13 protein-coding genes and 1 pseudogene are annotated in these 17,644 nt (G+C 60.5%); 4 read left to right on the top strand and 10 right to left on the bottom strand.

Annotated features, from left to right (window positions below; genetic code table 11):
* Positions 1-103: 103 nt before the first annotated feature.
* Positions 104-1,963: an ABC transporter ATP-binding protein gene (locus H621_RS0126215; protein ID WP_028946224.1), complete on the bottom strand. Its 1,860-nt coding sequence runs from the start codon at positions 1,961-1,963 to the stop codon at positions 104-106.
* A 241-nt stretch (positions 1,964-2,204) separates the two neighbouring features.
* On the opposite strand from H621_RS0126215, the gene H621_RS0126210 reads away from it, so the two are divergent.
* From H621_RS0126210 to H621_RS0126200, 3 genes are all read left to right on the top strand, one after another.
* Positions 2,205-3,725: a DUF3300 domain-containing protein gene (locus tag H621_RS0126210; RefSeq protein ID WP_028946223.1), complete on the top strand. Its 1,521-nt coding sequence runs from the start codon at positions 2,205-2,207 to the stop codon at positions 3,723-3,725.
* 14 nt (positions 3,726-3,739) lie between these two features.
* Positions 3,740-4,630: a DUF2950 domain-containing protein gene (locus H621_RS0126205; protein WP_028946222.1), complete on the top strand. Its 891-nt coding sequence runs from the start codon at positions 3,740-3,742 to the stop codon at positions 4,628-4,630.
* Between the two features lie 67 nt (positions 4,631-4,697).
* Positions 4,698-6,224: a phospholipase D family protein gene (locus H621_RS0126200; protein WP_028946221.1), complete on the top strand. Its 1,527-nt coding sequence runs from the start codon at positions 4,698-4,700 to the stop codon at positions 6,222-6,224.
* An 18-nt stretch (positions 6,225-6,242) separates the two neighbouring features.
* Here the strand turns inward: H621_RS0126200 and H621_RS0126195 are convergent, their stop codons facing one another.
* The 8 genes from H621_RS0126195 to H621_RS0126160 form a co-directional block, all read right to left on the bottom strand.
* On the bottom strand, positions 6,243-6,686 hold the full coding sequence (locus tag H621_RS0126195; protein WP_028946220.1) for a potassium channel family protein: 444 nt from the start codon (positions 6,684-6,686) through the stop codon (positions 6,243-6,245).
* The gene (locus H621_RS27625) at positions 6,680-7,732 is read right to left on the bottom strand and encodes a DUF2955 domain-containing protein (protein ID WP_051270745.1); all 1,053 of its coding nucleotides are present in this window, start codon (positions 7,730-7,732) and stop codon (positions 6,680-6,682) included. Before H621_RS27625 ends, H621_RS0126195 begins: the two co-directional genes overlap by 7 nt.
* Positions 7,722-8,822: an HlyD family secretion protein gene (locus H621_RS0126185; RefSeq protein WP_028946219.1), complete on the bottom strand. Its 1,101-nt coding sequence runs from the start codon at positions 8,820-8,822 to the stop codon at positions 7,722-7,724. Before H621_RS0126185 ends, H621_RS27625 begins: the two co-directional genes overlap by 11 nt.
* Before the next feature lie 17 nt (positions 8,823-8,839).
* The gene (locus H621_RS0126180; RefSeq protein ID WP_028946218.1) at positions 8,840-10,348 is read right to left on the bottom strand and encodes an efflux transporter outer membrane subunit; all 1,509 of its coding nucleotides are present in this window, start codon (positions 10,346-10,348) and stop codon (positions 8,840-8,842) included.
* A gap of 14 nt (positions 10,349-10,362) precedes the next feature.
* Complete coding sequence (locus H621_RS0126175) at positions 10,363-11,508, bottom strand: AI-2E family transporter (protein ID WP_028946217.1); 1,146 nt, start codon at positions 11,506-11,508, stop codon at positions 10,363-10,365.
* Between the two features lie 372 nt (positions 11,509-11,880).
* Positions 11,881-13,182: an OmpP1/FadL family transporter gene (locus tag H621_RS0126170; RefSeq protein ID WP_028946216.1), complete on the bottom strand. Its 1,302-nt coding sequence runs from the start codon at positions 13,180-13,182 to the stop codon at positions 11,881-11,883.
* Positions 13,183-13,250: 68 nt separating this feature from the next.
* Positions 13,251-13,925, bottom strand: coding sequence for a DUF3313 domain-containing protein (locus H621_RS0126165; RefSeq protein ID WP_028946215.1), 675 nt, complete (start codon positions 13,923-13,925; stop codon positions 13,251-13,253).
* Between the two features lie 112 nt (positions 13,926-14,037).
* A complete protein-coding gene (locus H621_RS0126160; RefSeq protein WP_028946214.1) occupies positions 14,038-15,990 on the bottom strand; it encodes an alkyl/aryl-sulfatase in 1,953 nt (650 codons plus the stop codon).
* A gap of 256 nt (positions 15,991-16,246) precedes the next feature.
* Here H621_RS0126160 and H621_RS27620 point away from each other — a divergent pair.
* A pseudogene (locus H621_RS27620) lies at positions 16,247-16,717 on the top strand (GNAT family N-acetyltransferase); the annotation flags it as partial.
* A gap of 70 nt (positions 16,718-16,787) precedes the next feature.
* Here H621_RS27620 and H621_RS0126150 read toward each other — a convergent pair.
* The gene (locus H621_RS0126150; RefSeq protein ID WP_028946213.1) at positions 16,788-17,360 is read right to left on the bottom strand and encodes a GNAT family N-acetyltransferase; all 573 of its coding nucleotides are present in this window, start codon (positions 17,358-17,360) and stop codon (positions 16,788-16,790) included.
* Positions 17,361-17,644: the final 284 nt, after the last annotated feature.

Raw genomic sequence — 17,644 nt, 5'->3', positions numbered from 1 at the left:
GATATGAGGTGCGTTGATCCGGTCCCCCTTATGAAGTCTAGTTTCCTGGACCGTGCGCGGGATTGGCCTGATGGGTGGTCATCAGCGGCCCCCCAGGGACCGCTCATTCCTGATCCATCACCTCGGCCACGCCTCGATCTTCCCCCAGGAATCCGCCACTCTGGTGGTGCCACAACTGCGCATAGATACCGTTTTTTGCCAGCAGTTCAGTGTGGGTACCTTGTTCGATGATGCGTCCTTCATCCATGACAATAAGCCGATCCATTGCTGCAATCGTGGAGAGTCGATGGGCGATGGCGATCACTGTCTTGCCTTCCATCATCTCATCGAGGCTTTCCTGAATGGCCACTTCGACTTCGGAATCCAGCGCGCTGGTCGCCTCGTCAAGCAGCAGGATCGGGGCGTTCTTGAGCATCACCCGGGCAATCGCGACGCGCTGGCGCTGGCCACCCGATAGCTTGATGCCGCGCTCGCCCACCAGGGTGTCGTAGCCGGTATGACCTTGCCGGTCGCTCAGTTGGCGGATGAACTCGTCGGCCTGGGCACTGGCCGCGGCACTGCGGATCTGGGCATCGCTCGCGTCGGGCCGCCCGTAGGCGATGTTGTCGCGAATGGAACGGTGCAACAGCGACGTATCCTGGGTGACCATGCCGATGGCGCTGCGCAGGCTGTCTTGCGTTACATGGGCGATGTCTTGTCCGTCGATGCGAATCTGCCCACTGTCGACATCATAGAAGCGCAGCAGCAAGTTGATGAGCGTGGACTTGCCCGCGCCGGAGCGACCGACCAGGCCGATTTTTTCACCCGGGCGAATGGTGAGGCTCAGGCCATCGAGCACCTGGCGTTCGCCGTTGTAGTTGAAGCTCACCTTGTCGAAGGTGACCGCCCCGCCGGTGGTCACCAGCACCCCCGCATCCGCTGCATCTTTCACCTGGGGGCCGCGGGTAAGGGTTGCCATGCCATCCTGCACGGTGCCGATGCTCTCGAACAGCGACGTCATTTGCCACATGATCCAGTGCGACATGCCATTGATACGCAACGCCATGGCCGTGATTGCCGCCACGGCCCCGGCGCCGACCTCACCCTGGTGCCATAGCCACAGCGCATAGCCCCCGGCAGCCATGATCAACGCCACCACCAGGGCCTGGTTGACGATCTCGAACTGGCTGACCAGGCGCATCTGGCGAAAGCCGGTTTGCTTGAAGTCTTCCATTGCTGCCCGTGCGAAGTGCGCTTCACGATTGGAGTGGGAAAACAGCTTCACCGTCGTGATGTTCGTGTAGGCGTCCGAGATCCGCCCGGTCATCATCGACCGCGCATTGGCCTGTTCCTGTCCGACTTTGCCCAGGCGGGGCACGAAGTACAGCATGGCCAGCCCGAACAAGACGACCCAGGCAACGAAAGGCAGCATCAGTTTCAGTGCGAAACCACCGGCCAGTGCGATGATTGCAATGAAATACACCCCTATGCCGAGTGCGATCTCGATAAGGGTGAACAGCAGGTCGCGCACGGCCAGCGCCGTCTGCATCACCTTGGTGGTGACCCGGCCGGAAAACTCATCGGAAAAGAACGAAAGACTCTGCCGCAGCATCAAGCGGTGGAAGTCCCAACGCAGTCGCAATGGCAGGTTGATCGCCAAAATCTGGTGCTGCACCATGGTTCGCAACGCCACCAGCCCGATGCTGCACAGCATGACGATAGCCATGCCCGACAATACGCGGCTTTCCTGCGCCGCCGCATCGCCTCCCGCCTGCCAGGTCGAGAGCAGGTCCACGACCTGGCCGAGAAAAGCGAACAGCCAGGCTTCGTAGATCGATACGCCAGCACTGAGCAGCGCGAACGCAAGGATGTAGCCGCGGGCACCTCGTGTGCAGGCCCACAGGAACCGTGCCAGGCCCACGGGGGGTGGCGGTACCTCGTCAGGAGGAAAGGGGTCGAGCCTTCGTTCAAATGCACGAAGCATGTGGGTCTCCAAAACCGTCGAATTGCGCAGATTTTGCCACTGAACGGCTGCTTTGGGGGATTTGCGACTGCTGCGCAGTCGATCGCAGCCTCGTTCCTCGACAGCGGCTACAGCGCCTGCAATCGGCCGCGTAGCGGTCGTGGTTCAAGACCGTTGTTCCCAAATGGAACGGCCTTACACGCCAGCGTATTTCTCTTCTACGCTGATACTGTTCTGCCGTTTCTCCCATAGGAGCATCGTCATGTCTGCCTGCCTTCACCGGGCGATCCTGCTCACTCTCGCCATGTTCGCGCTGCCGGGCTGCTCCGATGAGGATTCGCAGCCCAAGCAATCGGCCACGGCGCCAGCAGCGGCCCCGGCGGCCACGGCTGCAGCTCCGGCAGCTCCGGCAGCGCCCGCCACGCCGAGCGAGGCGGTGTTCAGCACCGAGCAGCTTGACCAGATGCTGGCACCGTTGGCGTTGTATCCGGATGCATTGCTGGCGCAGGTGCTGATGGCCACCACTTATCCTGGCAATGTCGCCGACGCCGTTGCCTGGTCCAAGGCCCATCCCGACGCCAGTGGTGATGCCGCCGTCAAGCAGGTCGCCGACCAGCCCTGGGACCCTAGCGTGCAGTCGTTGGTGGCGTTTCCGCAGGTGCTGACCACGCTCGGCCAGGACCCGGTATGGGTGCAGCGAGTCGGCGATGCGTTTCTCGCTCAGCCCGACGCGGTGATGAATTCGGTACAGCGCCTGCGCGCCAAGGCCAAGGCCGCCGGCCACCTGGAATCGAACGACCAGCAGACCGTCACCGTGCAACCGGCCAGCGCCCCCGTCGGCGGTACGACCACTGTGGTGCAGGCAGCCGCGCCGGCACAGACCATCGTTATCCAACCGACCAATCCGCAGGTGGTGTATGTCCCGAGCTACAACCCCTCCGTGGTGTATGGCAGTTGGCCCTATCCGTCCTATCCACCCGCGTATTACCCACCCTCTCCGGGCTATGCCATTGGCACGGCATTGGCGACCGGCCTGGCTTTTGGTGCGGGGGTAGCCATTGTCAACTCGCTGTGGGGGGATTGCGACTGGGGGCACAATGACGTCGATATCGACGTCAATCGCTACAACAACATCAACGTCAATCACCGGATCGATGCCAACCAGAACAATTGGCAGCACAATCCGCAGTTTCGAAACGGCGTACCGTACCGCGACCAGGCCAGCCGCGCACAATTCGACCGGCGCTTGCCCGGCGGTGCGCAGCGCACCGCCATGCGCGGTGACACGCCGGCTCGTGTCGCAGACCGTGCCCGTGCCCGGGAAAGCCTCGCACAGCATGGTATCGAAGCACCGGCAACCAGTAACCTCGAAGCCCGCCAGCGTGTGCAGAGCGCTGACCGCGAGCGTGCGCAGCAAAGCCTCCAGCAACATGGCATCGGCCAGGGCGGTAGCGCGCGCGAGCGGGCCCAGGTTGCCGACCGCCAACTGAAGAACGATGGTCAGGCCCGCCAGCGTGCCCAGGCATCCCTGCAGAATCGCCAGCATCAGCAGCCCGTGCACAACCAGCAGGTACGCCAACAAGTGCGCCAGCAACACGCCGGCGCGCGGGCTCCGCGCAACAATGCGTTGACCGGCGTGCGCGATCCGGCGCAGTCACGCATCGCGAGCAATCGCGGCCAGCTCAGCCATCAGAGTTTCAGCAGGCCCTCTGCAGCGTCTGCGGGCCACGCCGTGCAACGACCCGTACGGATGCAGTCCCACGGTGGCGGCCGTCGCCATTGAGAGGAGAGTCACTCATGAATGCAGCAGGTCGATTCGCGCTGGTTGTGCTCCTGCTCTGGACATCCGGCAGTTATGCCCAACAACACTTCCCGACGCCAGAGCGCGCCGGCGAGGCGCTGGTGCAGGCGCTTGGTAGCCAGAAGAGCGAAAACCAACAGTTGGCGAACCTGCTCGGCAACGACTGGAAGAACTACATCCCGACCGAGCACGTCGACCGCGCAGACGTCGACGCCTTTCTCGCCCTCTACCAGCAAAAGCACCAGGTTCAATCCGACAGCCCGGACCGTGCGCACCTGGTGGTCGGTGAAACCTCCTGGGTGTTCCCCATTCCCCTCAAGCACGTTGCCAGCGGTTGGGTATTCGACACCCGTGCCGGTGCCGAAGAAATCCGCCTGCGCCGCATCGGACGCAACGAACTGGCAACCATTCAAGCGGTACGCGCCTATCACGACGCACAGATGGATTACGCCGAGATCGATCGCAATGACGATGGCGTGCTCGAGTACGCGCAGAAGTTCATCAGCAGCGACGGGCAGTTCGATGGCCTGTACTGGCCCGAGGAGGAGGGCGTCGAGGAAAGTCCTCTCGGACCGCTGTTCGGTGATGCCGCGATTGGCGACGACTGGCACGGCTATCACTACCGCATTCTCACCGCCCAAGGCCCCTCGGCGCCGGGCGGCGCCTATGACTACACGATTGGTGAGCGCATGACGCGCGGCTTTGCCGTGATCGCCTGGCCGACCAAGTACGGGGAAACTGGTGTGATGAGCTTCATGATCAGTCACGACGGTGAAGTGTTCCAGAAAGACCTCGGCCGAGATAGCACCAAGAAGGCTGCAGTCATTAAGCGTTTCGATCCCGATAGCAGTTGGAGCGAAGTAAAGGACGAGGACGACGCGTCCTGAACCAGGCGGTTCAGCCATTCCCGAGGTCGAGGACGAACCCTTGCCCACGTTCCGGATCTACCCCGCGATGTTGCTCGCGCTGCTGCTCGCAGGCTGCGCGAGCACACGCGTGCCTCATGATTTCAGCGAGGCCATACCCGCCAATGATTCCGCCTTCGGGCGCTCGATCCAGGCCCAGGCTGCCCCACATGCGGGACGTTCCGGGTTTCGTCTGTTGCCTAACAGCAGTGAAGCGTTCCGGGCGCGCGCCGAGTTGATTCGCAATGCGCAGAAAAGTGTAGATGTGCAGTACTACATCGTGCATAACGGGCTCAGCACGCGGGCCCTGGTACGTGAAATACTGCTGGCAGCCGATCGCGGCGTGCGTATCCGCATCCTGCTCGATGACACGGCCAGCGACGGCCAGGAAGAAGTCATCGCGACGTTGGCCGTGCACCCGAACATCTATATTCGCGTGTTCAATCCTCTGCACCTGGGGCGAAGCACTATGGTCACGCGAACCATGGGCCGCTTGTTCAACCTTTCCCAGCAGCACCGGCGCATGCACAACAAACTGTGGCTGGCCGACAACAGCGCAGCCATTGTCGGTGGACGCAATCTGGGGGATGAGTATTTCGACGCCAAGCCCGATCTCAACTTCACCGACATGGACTTGTTGTGCATCGGCCCGGTCGCCGAGCAGTTGGGCCACAGCTTCGATCAGTACTGGAACAGCGCCCTGAGCCAGCCGATCAGTGACTTCCTGCTCAACAAGCCAACAGCTGAGGACCTGCAGAAAAGCCGCCAACGCCTGGAGCAATCGCTGCAAAGTACACGGATCGAGAACAAGGCCTTGTACGACCATCTCATGACCTATCGGTCGCAACCGCAACTCGAGAACTGGCGCCAGGAACTGATCTGGGCGCATAGCAAGGCCATGTGGGATGCCCCGAGCAAAGTACTGGCCGACGACGAACCTGCCCGCGCGTTATTGATGTCGACGCAACTTCGGCCTGAACTGGACCACGTGAATGAGGAACTGATCCTGATCTCGGCCTATTTCGTGCCCCAGCAGCCGGGCATGCGCTACCTGCTCGGTCGTGCCGATGCCGGTGTCGAGGTGCGCCTGTTGACCAACTCACTGGAAGCCACCGATGTGCCTGCGGTGCATGGTGGCTATGCGCCTTACCGAAAAGCCCTGCTCGAGCATGGCGTGAAAATCTACGAACTGCGACGCCAGCCGGACGACCCCAGTGGCGGCTCTTCCTTCGGCTTCAGTGGTGGCTCGGATTCCAGCTTGCACACCAAGGCCATGATCCTCGACAAGCACAAGGTGTTCATCGGCTCGTTCAATTTCGACCCGCGTTCAGTGTTCTGGAACACTGAAGTCGGGGTGCTGGTCGACAGCCCTGAGCTGGCGGGCTACATGCGCAACCTGGCGTTTGAGGGCATGGCGCCAGCCGTGAGTTACCAGGCTCGCCTGGAAAACGGCGAAATTGTCTGGATCGCTGAAGACGACGGTCGCCTGTATACGTTGCGCAAGGAACCCGGCGGCACGTGGCGCAGCTTCAAGGCTTGGCTCAGCGACAAGATCGGCCTGGAAAAAATGCTCTAGCGCGATCCCCAGGTGCCATCATCGTTCTGCATGCTCGCCAGACGCGTGCTGCTTGATGATGTCCACGACGGCAGCGGTCATGATTGCCGTGGATACGCCGAACATGAGGATGCCATTGGCCGCCTCCAAGGGGCTGAGCAGGCGCCATGGCTGGCTCAGGACTACATCGCCATAGCCCAGGGTGGCGAAGGTAACGCCGGAAAAGTACAGCGCGGTGGTGAAGTCCTCGAATTCACCCAGCAGCAGGAACAGCAAAGCCCACAGGGCCATCTGCACATAGTTGCCGATGAGCATCACCACCATCACCATCGACAGCAAGCGCACGTCACCGCGCCAGGTAGGGCTGGCATTCATCCTGCGGCGCAGCGACACATAGCGACGTGCGCACAGGGCCAGGAACAGCGCCTGCAACACGACACAAAGCACGATCACCGGCAGGCCTACCAGGAAATTGATCAGCATGGGTGGCCCTCTTCAGTGGCTGGGTTGGAGGGAGTGCGACGTTGCCGGCGCTTATCGAGCAGATGAACCATCGCGCAGGCATACAGCGTGACCAGAATGAACAGCCCCATGCGAATGGCGAAGGCGGTGTAGACGTCCTTGCCGGCGGCGCTGTCCTGCACCGACTGGCCGAGCAGAATGATCATGGTCGTCAGGCTGTTGAGCCAGAAGCCCGGCTTGAAGTTGCCAGGGCTCAGCCCGTAAAGCTTTCGCGCCAGCACGAGCCCGAACAGCAGCATCCACAGGAAGAACATCCACAGGTTGACGAACAGGCCCAGCGCGAACCAGAAGAGAATCGCCATCAGGCCGCCGAGCAGGGTCGAGCCGAGCAGTTCCCGCCCAGCGGTGCGCGCACTGGTGGCGGTACTTTGTTGACCGAGGCTGACGGCCTTCATGATGATCGGCATGTAGCTGGCCGGATCGATCAACGCCAACAGGAACGCGGGCATCACTACCAGTGCTGCGCGCAACGCCAGCCAGCTGATTTCATCGGCCGACAGGGCAGGAATGGGGGCGGGGGGCTTGGTACCGATCGGGTCAGGGAACAGCCAGTGGCTGATCGACACCGCCGTGAGGGCCAGGAGCAAACCCTTGACCAGCGATACGATCACTTGCAGTGCCAGGTCGAAATCGGTCGCGCCGGCCGCGCTGATCATCGTCAAGCCAACCACCAGGAAGGTGGCGACCAGCGGGTTGCCGCCGCTCATGCCATATCGGAACACTCCAAACAGGCACAGGCCAACGAGCATCACGCCGGTTGCCGCGTAGTGGTGCAACAGCGGTATCAACAACAAGCCGCTGCCGGTGGTGACCAACAGCACCACGGCCAGGCCCAGGCTGGCCTTGAACGGTAGCGGCCGATTCATCGCCGCCAATAGGGTCAGCGCCAGCATTGGTGCGATGAAGGGGATCGGCAGGGCCAGGCCGAAGCTTGCGGCCAGGCACAGCGCAGTACCACAGGCCAGGCGCAGGGCCCGCCTGGCACGGACGTGTTGCTCAGTAGGCATAGGACATCCAGCTCATCACGCGCAGGAACAGCCGGCCGAGCAGGTTCAGCGGGTTGCCTTCGCTGGGGAACGCCATGACCTCGGCCTGGCCACCGACACGGATGCCACTGATGTCGCTCAATTGGCCGGGCGTAAGCTCGATGATCACTGGAAAACGCTGCGCCGGGCGCAGCCAGTCACGGCTGTTCTGCACCGTGGGCAACGTTCCGGCTGGCGTGCTCTGGCCGGTACTGATGCCATAGCCGATACTGCGCACATGGCCTTCGAACACCGTGCCCGGAAGGGCATCGAGTACGATGCGGACCGGGGTGCCGGGCCTGACCTTGCCCAGGTTGTTCTCGGTCATGTCAGCCGTGACCCACACATCGTGGATGGCGATCAAGGTCATCAAAGGCGCACCGGCCGCGGCGAACTGGCCGACATCGGTGCGCAGGTCGGTGACCAGGCCGGCCGAGCGGGCCCGAACCATGCTGTTGGCCAGGTCCAGTTCGGCCTTGTCCACATTGGCAATGGCGCTGAGCAGCTGGGCATTTTTCTCGTCGTTGCCACCTTGGGTTTCACGGGCGCGTTCTACTTCTGCCCGTGCTGCGGCGACGTGGGCGACGGCTGCATCGAGGGTGGAGCGGGAAACTTCCAGGCGGCGCAGGGAGATGGTCCCGGGGTCTTCCTTGTACAGGCGCTCAAGGCGCTGGAGGTCCTGGCGGGACATGACTTCGTTGGCCTGGGCCGCTTTCAGGGACGCCACCTTGGAATCGATGCCAGCGGTGTTGGCGCCGATCTGCTTGCGGGTGGCCTGCAAGTCGGCACGCGCACGGTCGACAGCGATCTGGTACTGCTGCGGGTTCACTTCGAACAGCACTTCGCCGGCCTTGACGTCCTGGTTGTTACGTACGTTGACTTTGGTGACCCTGCCGGCGACCTCCGACGCCACCGGAACGACAAACGTCTGCACCCGCGCCTGTTGCGTATAGGGGGTATAGCGGTCGGCCAGCAGGTACCAGGCCAGGCTCAGGAAAATCAGCACGGCTACCCAGTTCATCGCTTTTTTTGCCGGGTCGGCCGCAGGCGGTGATGACGCGCTTTCGTCCATCTCGTGTTGGCGGTCACTCAATTGACACCTTCCTTCGCTTCATCGAGCAGGTTGCCCCAGTCGGTGCGCTGCTGCATCTGTTGGCGGGTGGCGGGATCGAGCAGCGGGCGGTCGCTGTACCAACCGCCGCCGAGCGCTTTGTACAGCGCAATCAGGCTGTTGACGGCGGTGTTGCGATTGACCAGGTAATTGTCTTGCTGGGCGAACAGGGAAGCCTGGGCATCGAGTACTCGCTGGAAGTCCGAATAGCCTTCGCGGTACAGGGTATTGGCCAGCGATACCGAACGCTCGGCTGCAATCGACGCTTCACTGAGGATACGGTCGCGTTGCAGGGCCTTGAGCAGACCGGTTGCGGCATCGTCGGCCTCACGCGCCGCCTGGCGAACGCTGTCCTGGTAGACGACGATCAATTGCTGCAGGCGGGCATCCTGGATACGCACATTGTTGGTGATTCGGCCATGGTCGAACACGTCCCAGCGCAGGCTCGGTCCGCCGATCAGGTCCAGGGTGTTGGACGTGCCGTCGAGGGAACTGGCAGACCAGACGATGCTGCCCAGCAGGCTGATGGAAGGGTAAAGGTCGGCTTCGGCGACACCGATAAGCGCCGACTGGGCCGCGACTTGTGCTTCCGCGGTACGAACATCCGGGCGACGCAACAGCAGGTCGACAGGGACAGCCTGGAGCACGGCTCGGTCGACCAAGGGCACCACCCCGGTATTGGTATAAAGTTCAGGTATCGCGCCGGGCGGGCGACCTATCAAGGTGGACAACGCATTGCGGGTGCTTGCGACTTGCGCTTCGAAATCGGGGATGGTGCTCAGTGTACCCAGGTATTGGGTCTTGGCCTGTTGCAGGTCGAGCTCGGCATTTTCACCACTGGAGAACAGGCGCTCGGTGATCTCATAGCTGCGCTTCTGCAGTTTGGCGTTGTTCCTGGCGATGAGCAGGCGCGCCTCGGCGGTGCGCAGCGCGTAGTAGGTTTGCGCCACCTGAGCGTGAAGCAGCACCAGGACGTTCTCATAGTTGCTCTGGGCGGCGAACCAGGCTGCATCGGCCGACTCGATGGCGCGGCTGAATCGGCCCCAGAAATCCAGTTCCCAGCCGATGTCGAACCCCGCGCTGTGTTGCCACAGATGGCTGTCCTGCGGATTGTCGCCGCTCCATTGGCGGCGCTTGAGGTAGACGCTGTCGGCGCTGACCTGTTGGAATTGCGGGTAGCGATTGCTCAAGGCGATGCCCAATTGCGCGCGGGCTTCCATCACGCGCAGGCCGGCGATTTCCAGGTCGGCGTTGTGGGCATCGGCCTCGGCGATCAGGTGGTCGAGCACCGGGTCGGTGAATACGTGCCACCACTGTCGGCTATCGGGTTGCGTACGTTGCTGGCTGGCAAGCGCCAGGGACTGGGTGTTCCAGTGCTCGACCCAGGGCTGGGTCGGTGACTGGAAGTCCGGGCCCAGGCGCACACAGCCGCCCAGGCCCAGGGCGCCACACAGTAGCAGCCGGCTCATGCGAGCAGGACACCACATCAAGCACACCCTCCTCAGACCGGTGGATGTTCGTTTGCTGCTTCGATTCGCGGTTGCTCATCGCGTGGTTGTTCATCCAGTGCATCGATCTGCGGTTGGTCTTCGACCCATTGCCAGAACAGTTGATAGGCGACCGCCAGTACCACCGGGCCAATGAACAGGCCGATGAAACCGCCGGTAACCATACCGCCCAAGGCGCCGATCAGGATCACCGGCATCGGCACATCGACGCCGCGCCCCAGCATCAACGGCTTGAGAATGTTGTCGGCCATGCCGGCCACCACGCTGTAGATGGCGAACACAATGGTGGCAAGCGTGGTGCCTTCCGTGGCAAAGACATAGGCGATGACCGGCAAACTCACGAGAATCACCGGCAACTGCATGATCCCCATCAACAACGCGACCATGGCCAGCAGCCCGGCACCCGGCACCCCCATGAGCACGAAGCCGACCCCCACCAGCAGCATCTGGATAAAGGCGATGCCCACCACGCCCTGGGCCACCGCGCGGATGGTGGCGGTGCACAGTTCGGTAATGCGCGGGCCGCGCTCGGGGCCGGAGAGGCGAGTGGCGATGGCGATGGCGCTGCGTTCGCCCTTCTCGCCGTAGGCCATCAGGACACCGGCGATGATCAGGGCACCGATGAACAACAGGAAGCCCACGCCAACACCGGCCATTTTGCCCAGCAGGGTCAAGCCGACGGTCTTGATGTAAGGCATCAGCTTCATCAGGACGCTGCTCATGTCGGTCGCCGACTGCATCCAGAAACTGTAGAGCGGCTTACCAATGAGCGGCAGGGTGGCGATTTTTTCGCTGGGCAGCGGAATTTCCAGGCTGTCGGACTTGAGTATGGCCAGGGCGCCCTCGATCGAATCACTGATCGAAGTGCCCAGCAGGTAGATCGGTACCATCAGCAAGGCCAGGGCGACCACTACGATCAGGGTGGCGGTGCGACCGTCCTTGTTACCCAGCTTGCCCTTGAGCATGCAGTGCAGTGGGTACAGGGTAATGGCCAGGATCACGGCCCAGAGCATCAGGTTGAGGAAGGGGTGAAAGATCTGGAAGCAGAACAGTACCAGCACCGTGATGAGCCCGGCGCGAATCAGAACATCGAGCAAACCACCGGAAAGCGCCCTTGCAGAAATGTTTGTGCGCAACATTGTCTAGCTCCTCGTTGTTCGTCACAAGGATCGGGAAACGCTTAGGCAGCATAGACGTTGATTTGCACGGGGTTTACAAACTGACGCAACGAAGACATGAAAAAGGGGTCTAATCCGACCACTGCACTGGTCGAGGCCCGCTCCAGCCCGTCGTATCGGCGGCCCCGATGTACCGATGACGATCATTCTTGCCGTTCGTAGTGTTCGGTAAACCTTATGCCAGCCCCCCTCGAGCGTGTTGGCCCCTGGAATAGTGCGACGCCTGGCTTCGCGTCTTTCGATTTCGAGTGGCTGAGGAAGCCTGCCTGCCGAACGACTGCACAGGTGTCGAACGGTGTTTTCAAGCGTCGTATGGCCGAGCAGGGCACGGAATCAGAAACGCCAGGTTGCACCGCCACCGAGTACATGCAGCGCTGCGTTGCGGTAGGTGCCCGACAGCGTGTCCCCCGATCGAGCCTTGGTCTGGCTGACGTCCATATCGCCAAGCCAGATCAAGGTGTACGCCGCATGCAGGTCAAGCCCCTTGTCGACGTGGTAGCTGAGGCCGGTGGCCAGTCGCCAGGCTTCTCCCATGGGGTTATCGACCGTACGGTCTTTGTCGTCCACCGCAGAACTGTCGTAGCCTAGCCCCATGTTCCAGCGCAGGCGCGGATTGACCTGGTACTGAGCACCCACAGAGGCATGCCAGGTGTCCTTGTACTGGCGGTCGACGGTGCTACTGACGCCCAAGGCGTCTGCATCGACTTCGACGCCGATGTTGCCGAACTCGCTCCAGTCCTGCCAACCCAGGCTGCCCAGTAGCCTCCACTGCTCATTGAGGTGATGGGCGATACTGATCAGTGCGGTCTGCGGCACCGCCATATCCAACTCCAGCGAGTCTGCGCCCAAGCGATTAAGTGCACCATTGAGGATCAGGCTGTCCACCTTGTGTACGCTCGGTTTGTCCTTGAACTCCAGATCGATCTTGCTGGTGTACGCCAAACCGATTTGCGTGCGCTCGTTCAGCGTGTACAACAGCCCCACGTTGACCCCGGTGCCGACGTCCGTGTCTTTGTATTCGAGCTGGCCATCGGGGCGATCCAACAGCCCGAGAAGGTTGTTGTTGATGGCCATCTCGTTACGGTAGTAGCCAACCATGATGCGGGGACCGATGCCGATGGACAGGTCATCGGTGAACTTGTGGGCCAGCGTTGGCTGGAACGACACGCCAATAATCGCCGCTTCCTGGTTGAAGTAGCGGCCCGTCCACTCATCGTCGTAGTTCAGGGCCAGGCCGAAATTTCCATACATGCCAAAACCGATCGCCGAACGTTCATCGATCTGATGGCTGATGAACAGGCTAGCGCTGGGCAGGTACTGAAGGGCATTACCACCTTCGTTGCCGTCGAACTGGTTGTGATTGTCGCGGGAGAAACGCATGTCACCGAGAATCACCTGCGCATTGGCGCTGATCTGGGTGCCCGCTAACTCGGCAATGCCCGCCGGATTACTCATCAATACACTAGGGTCGGTGGCCAGCGCGGCCGCGCCAGCGTTGGCCAGACCATTGCTCTCTTGTCCGGCCTCGTATATCAAAATCCCACCGGCCAAGGCTTTACTGCTCAGAACACACAGGCAGAACGCCAGGCTTGTCAGGCACAGGCCATGGCTGCGATAACGCGTAGCTGACTTCATTAAGCCTCCTCAAGATCAATCCATTGATGTCGACCCACCGGCAATGCCGGCAGGTCGAAGCCCACTCCTTAGTGCTTGGTCTTGAGTTGCTCGAACGACTTGACAATATCAATGGCCCAGCCGTCGAGCACCGCCCGGGCATCTTTGGCCGTCATCACCTGGTCGGAGTTATCGAGGTCGGCGCCAGCCCCCTTGCGTACCACCTGGGCAACCACCTTGTTGTTGCTGGCATCGAGGAACTGCGCTTCAGTCGAAAGGCTGGTGTCCTGGTCGCGGATACCGGTGGCGGCACTCACACCCGCAGCGACCAGTGCGATCGGGATTACCTCATACGGACGCAGGCCCTTGGTTTTGGCACTCACCGCAGTGATGGCCGGCCGCACGACCAATACCCCCGGGCCCGGGCCCTGGGCCAGAGGCAATACTTTGGAGAACTGGGTCTGCAGGGCCTGGTTGTAGTACCGGGTGATGCCTTGCAGGGTGGAATCCGGGATTTTCTCTGTCGCTTGTGGCTTGGGGTACAACTGGCTTGGCTCAACGTAGACGCTGCTGAACGTGTTTGCGTCCACCTTCGGGTCAATCCAGCGCATGACGGCTGCACCTGAAGGTGATTTCTCCTCCTTCAGGGCACTGTAGTCCTTGAGAAATCCGGAATACTGATCGGGTTCAACGTATTTGCTGGCGCAACCCGAGAGTGCCAGGGATAGCACGCACAGCGATGTGGCAAGTGATTTGAACTGCATATCGAACTCCGATTTAGCCAACAGGCTTAAGTCTGAAACAGCGAAAGTCATCGACTTTGCATGATGGCGGCAGCAGTCCAATTGCCGCCGCCATCTCCCCATAATTGACGAGTTACGGCGTCACGATGTTGAACCAGAGATCGAAGTTGTCCATGTAGCTCATCAACTCCTCAAGCTTGCCTTCATTACCCTCAACTTTGATATCACCCGAGCTCTTCGCATCTTTCAGTGTGGTCTGTTTCAGCATCACATTATTCAGAGTTTCTCGGGTCAGAGTAATTGTCGCGTCGGCATCTTTCGATTGCATGCCCTCGGTGTGATTGAGTACACCGTTGACCATCTCCAGCGTGTATTTCTGTTTCAGATCAGTGAAGTCGAGGTTGAGGGTGATGTGCTTTCCTTCCACCTCAGGCGCCTTCAAGCGCATGGCCAGGTAGTCGAAGAACAGGTCCAGGTCCATCGCCTTCACAGTGTCAGGACTCGCAGTGTCCGGTGTCGGCAGCTTCTGCACACCATTGCGAAGTTCCTGGGCACCGGTCAGGTAGAAGTTGCGCCACGGTCCACTTTCAGCCTGGTAGCCCAGTTGCTCCAAAGCATCGGCCTGCATGTTTTTCGCCGCCTGGTTATTAGGGTCGGCAAAGACCACGTTGTTGACAGCCTTAGCCACCCAGCGGAAGTCACCCTTGTCGTAGTACTCCTTGGCTTTTTTCAGCACGACATCGGCGCCACCCATCATGTCGACGAAACGCTTGGCCTCTTCCTCCGGTGGCAGCTCCCACAGAGTCGCGGGGTTGCCGATGAACCAGCCCAAGTGCAGGACGTAGGTGGCCTTGACGTTGTGGTTCAGTGAACCGTAATAGCCGCGGTTGGAGAACTTGCTGGCAATTGATTTGGGCAGTTTCACCTGCTCGGCGATTTCGGTCATGGTGTACCCCTTGTTGGCCAGACGCAGGGTTTCGTCGTTGATGTAGCGGTACATGTCACGTTGCGAGGACAGCTGGTCCTTCACTTCCTTGTTGCCCCACACCGGCCAATGGTGCATGGCGTACATCACTTGGACGTCGTCGCCCCACATCTTCAGCGCTTCGTTGAGATACTTCGACCACGGCAGCGGCTCGCGAATCTTCGCGCCACGTAGCGAGTAGGTATTGTGCAAGGTGTGGGTGGAGTCTTCGGCCGCGTTCAGGGCCTTTTTCTCCTTGATGTAATAGAGCATCTCGGCCGGCGCCTCGCTGCCCGGCGCGTAGAGGAACTCATAGGTGAGACCGTCGATAACGTGCTTCTCGCCGGTCTTCTCGATGATGTCTGTCGGCGGAATGAGGGTCACGGTACCGGCAGAGGTGGTAGTACCCAGGCCGGCGCCCAACTGACCGGTGGCATCGGGCGGCAGCAGGTTACCGTACATATAGCTGGCGCGACGGCTCATGGCGGTGCCGGCCATGACGTTCTCCGCCACTGCGTGCTCCAAGAAGCCCTTAGGTGCGTAAACCTTTACTTTGCCAGCCTTGACGTCTTCTTCATTGATCACGCCGCGCACACCACCATAGTGGTCAACGTGACTGTGGGTGTAGATCACCGCGACCACTGGCTTTTTCGGACGGTGCTTGAAATACAGATCAAGCGCAGCTTTAGAGGTTTCGGCGGAAATCAGCGGGTCGAAGATGGTGATGCCTTCCTTGCCTTCGACGATGGTCATGTTCGACAGGTCGTAGTTGCGTACCTGGTAAATGCCATCGGTAACTTCGAACAGGCCAGAGATGTTGATCAGTTGTGATTGACGCCACAGGCTGGGGTTGGTCGTGTCCGGCGCTGTCTCGCCTTCCTTGATGAAGGCATATTTGCTCGGATCCCAGATCACATTGCCTGACTTGCCCTTGATTACTTCGGTAGGCAGTGGGGCAATGAAGCCTTTATGGGCCAGCTCGAACGACGTCTTGTCATTGAACGGTAGTTCCTTGAGCAAGGCATTGTTGGCTGCCTTGGTGGCCTCCGTTGCGGGTTTCGGTTGCTCTGCGGCCATCGCTTGGGTCGCCAGCGCGATGGCTACGACCAGTGAGCATGTCATGCCCGCCACTTTGCGTGCTTTTGAACCATTACGAGGGAAGAACTGCCCAGACGTCATCTCCAAACTCATCTCTATGCTCCTGCTAGTCGGAAATCGCACTACCAAACCGGTAAACGCGAGCATAGATAAACGTAGTAGCTTTTTTCCTATTGGCCAGTACGAAAAGTCATATGACCTTGACGCTGCGCCGCAACAGTAGGCTAGCGCACAAGGCCTGTTATCAGACGTTGAGCGTTCTCTAACGTTCAGGATGATCATGGATATTAGATCGACGCAAACAAAAGACTGGTTGCTGCTGAAGCAAGTTCGTCTTGCCGCGCTGTTGGACGCACCAACAGCGTTCGGTGTGCGTTATCAAACTGCCGCCAGCAACAGTGACGAGCAGTGGCAAGAGCGGGCTTCGCCGGGAGGAACGGAATTCTGGCTGGCCTTCGAGGGGAACAAACCCGTGGGGATGATTGGGGCTGCAGTCAGTGGTACGAATCGATTTAACCTGACCGGCATGTGGGTCGAACCCGCTGCACGCGGCTCCGGCGCGGCAACGCAGTTGATTGAAGCGGTCAAGTCTCGCGCATTGGAAAGAGGCTACGAGCAGGTCGTCCTGGATGTCTCCCCTGAAAACAAAAGCGCCTCAAGCCTCTACCTGAAACAGGGGTTTTCCTTCATGGATGAATGGGAGCCGTTGGAAAGCCACCCGCACATCATCCTTCAGACGATGGTCTGGACTCCTGGCGGTTGGTTCATGACGCCCGCTGCTTGCGAGTGCTTTAGGGGTCGCAAGCAGCCCGCAAGCCTCGTCAAACCAACGAAAGGCGATGAATGACCTGGCAGTTGTCGTCCGGATCTCGGGATGTCGTGAAACCCAGCTCGCGCGCCAGTTCGTACATCGCCGTGTTGGCGGCAGAGTCAATTGAATACAACGCGGTGTAACCATTGGCTCGCGCTTTGTCGATCAGGTGGCCGAGCAGCAGCGACCCCAGGCCGCGATGTTGCCATTGATCATCGACGGTTACTGCGCACTCACATTCGCCAGCGTCGGGGCACGCGGCATAGCGGCTGATCCCCACCTCTTGCAGTTCGCCATCGACATGAGCCAATGCGACGTACGCCATATGCTGGCGGTGGTCGATGGTCATCAATTGATCAAGCAGGGCTTCTCCAGGTTCCGCGATCTGACACAGGAAGCGAAAGTGTCGCGACTCGGGTGAAAGACGCATGATGAAGGCTTTCTCGCGCTCACGGTCGTCAGCCCGCAATGGCCTGATCAGAACGTGCCCGCCATCCTTCAGCGGCTCGATCCAGTGTTCGCCTGCTTCAGCCGCAAAGGCGGGGGTGGACGGGGTGTGTGCGGTGGAGTGAACGGTTGCCATGGGAGTTACTCCGAAGGAAAAGAGGTTCATATAACCCCTTACTTATCTACACCTGTCCTGTCCCGCCTGTTTGATGCAGGTCAATCCCAAAGCATCGAGGGGCTGGGGAGGTCCTGCGTTCCGGCACTGGACGCTGGGCGGTGGCTGGAAGCTTTGCACGCGGGCGCAGCGCGAGGGCCGTCAGCCTCGCCTGAATGGCAAATGCAAAATAAATCACCCTGGGGCCTTGACCTTTCCCTCTTGGGAGGTTTCAGGCTTGGCGCCAACAGTACCACTCAAGGGGC

The sequence above is a fragment of the Pseudomonas vranovensis DSM 16006 genome, assembly GCF_000425805.1.
Classification (GTDB): domain Bacteria; phylum Pseudomonadota; class Gammaproteobacteria; order Pseudomonadales; family Pseudomonadaceae; genus Aquipseudomonas; species Aquipseudomonas vranovensis.
This window is presented reverse-complemented; position numbering and strand designations above follow the sequence as displayed.

Excerpts from the sequence above, each read along its gene's own strand:
- H621_RS0126200 (WP_028946221.1), top strand. The coding sequence starts at position 4,698 with ATGTTGCTCGCGCTGCTGCTCGCAGGCTGCGCGAGCACACGCGTGCCT.
- H621_RS0126150 (WP_028946213.1), bottom strand. The coding sequence starts at position 17,360 with ATGGCAACCGTTCACTCCACCGCACACACCCCGTCCACCCCCGCCTTT.
- H621_RS0126170 (WP_028946216.1), bottom strand. The coding sequence starts at position 13,182 with ATGAAGTCAGCTACGCGTTATCGCAGCCATGGCCTGTGCCTGACAAGC.
- H621_RS0126165 (WP_028946215.1), bottom strand. The coding sequence starts at position 13,925 with ATGCAGTTCAAATCACTTGCCACATCGCTGTGCGTGCTATCCCTGGCA.
- H621_RS0126210 (WP_028946223.1), top strand. The coding sequence starts at position 2,205 with ATGTCTGCCTGCCTTCACCGGGCGATCCTGCTCACTCTCGCCATGTTC.
- H621_RS0126160 (WP_028946214.1), bottom strand. The coding sequence starts at position 15,990 with ATGACATGCTCACTGGTCGTAGCCATCGCGCTGGCGACCCAAGCGATG.
- H621_RS0126205 (WP_028946222.1), top strand. The coding sequence starts at position 3,740 with ATGAATGCAGCAGGTCGATTCGCGCTGGTTGTGCTCCTGCTCTGGACA.
- H621_RS0126180 (WP_028946218.1), bottom strand. The coding sequence starts at position 10,348 with ATGTGGTGTCCTGCTCGCATGAGCCGGCTGCTACTGTGTGGCGCCCTG.
- H621_RS27625 (WP_051270745.1), bottom strand. The coding sequence starts at position 7,732 with ATGCCTACTGAGCAACACGTCCGTGCCAGGCGGGCCCTGCGCCTGGCC.
- H621_RS0126215 (WP_028946224.1), bottom strand. The coding sequence starts at position 1,963 with ATGCTTCGTGCATTTGAACGAAGGCTCGACCCCTTTCCTCCTGACGAG.
- H621_RS0126175 (WP_028946217.1), bottom strand. The coding sequence starts at position 11,508 with ATGTTGCGCACAAACATTTCTGCAAGGGCGCTTTCCGGTGGTTTGCTC.
- H621_RS0126185 (WP_028946219.1), bottom strand. The coding sequence starts at position 8,822 with ATGGACGAAAGCGCGTCATCACCGCCTGCGGCCGACCCGGCAAAAAAA.
- H621_RS0126195 (WP_028946220.1), bottom strand. The coding sequence starts at position 6,686 with ATGCTGATCAATTTCCTGGTAGGCCTGCCGGTGATCGTGCTTTGTGTC.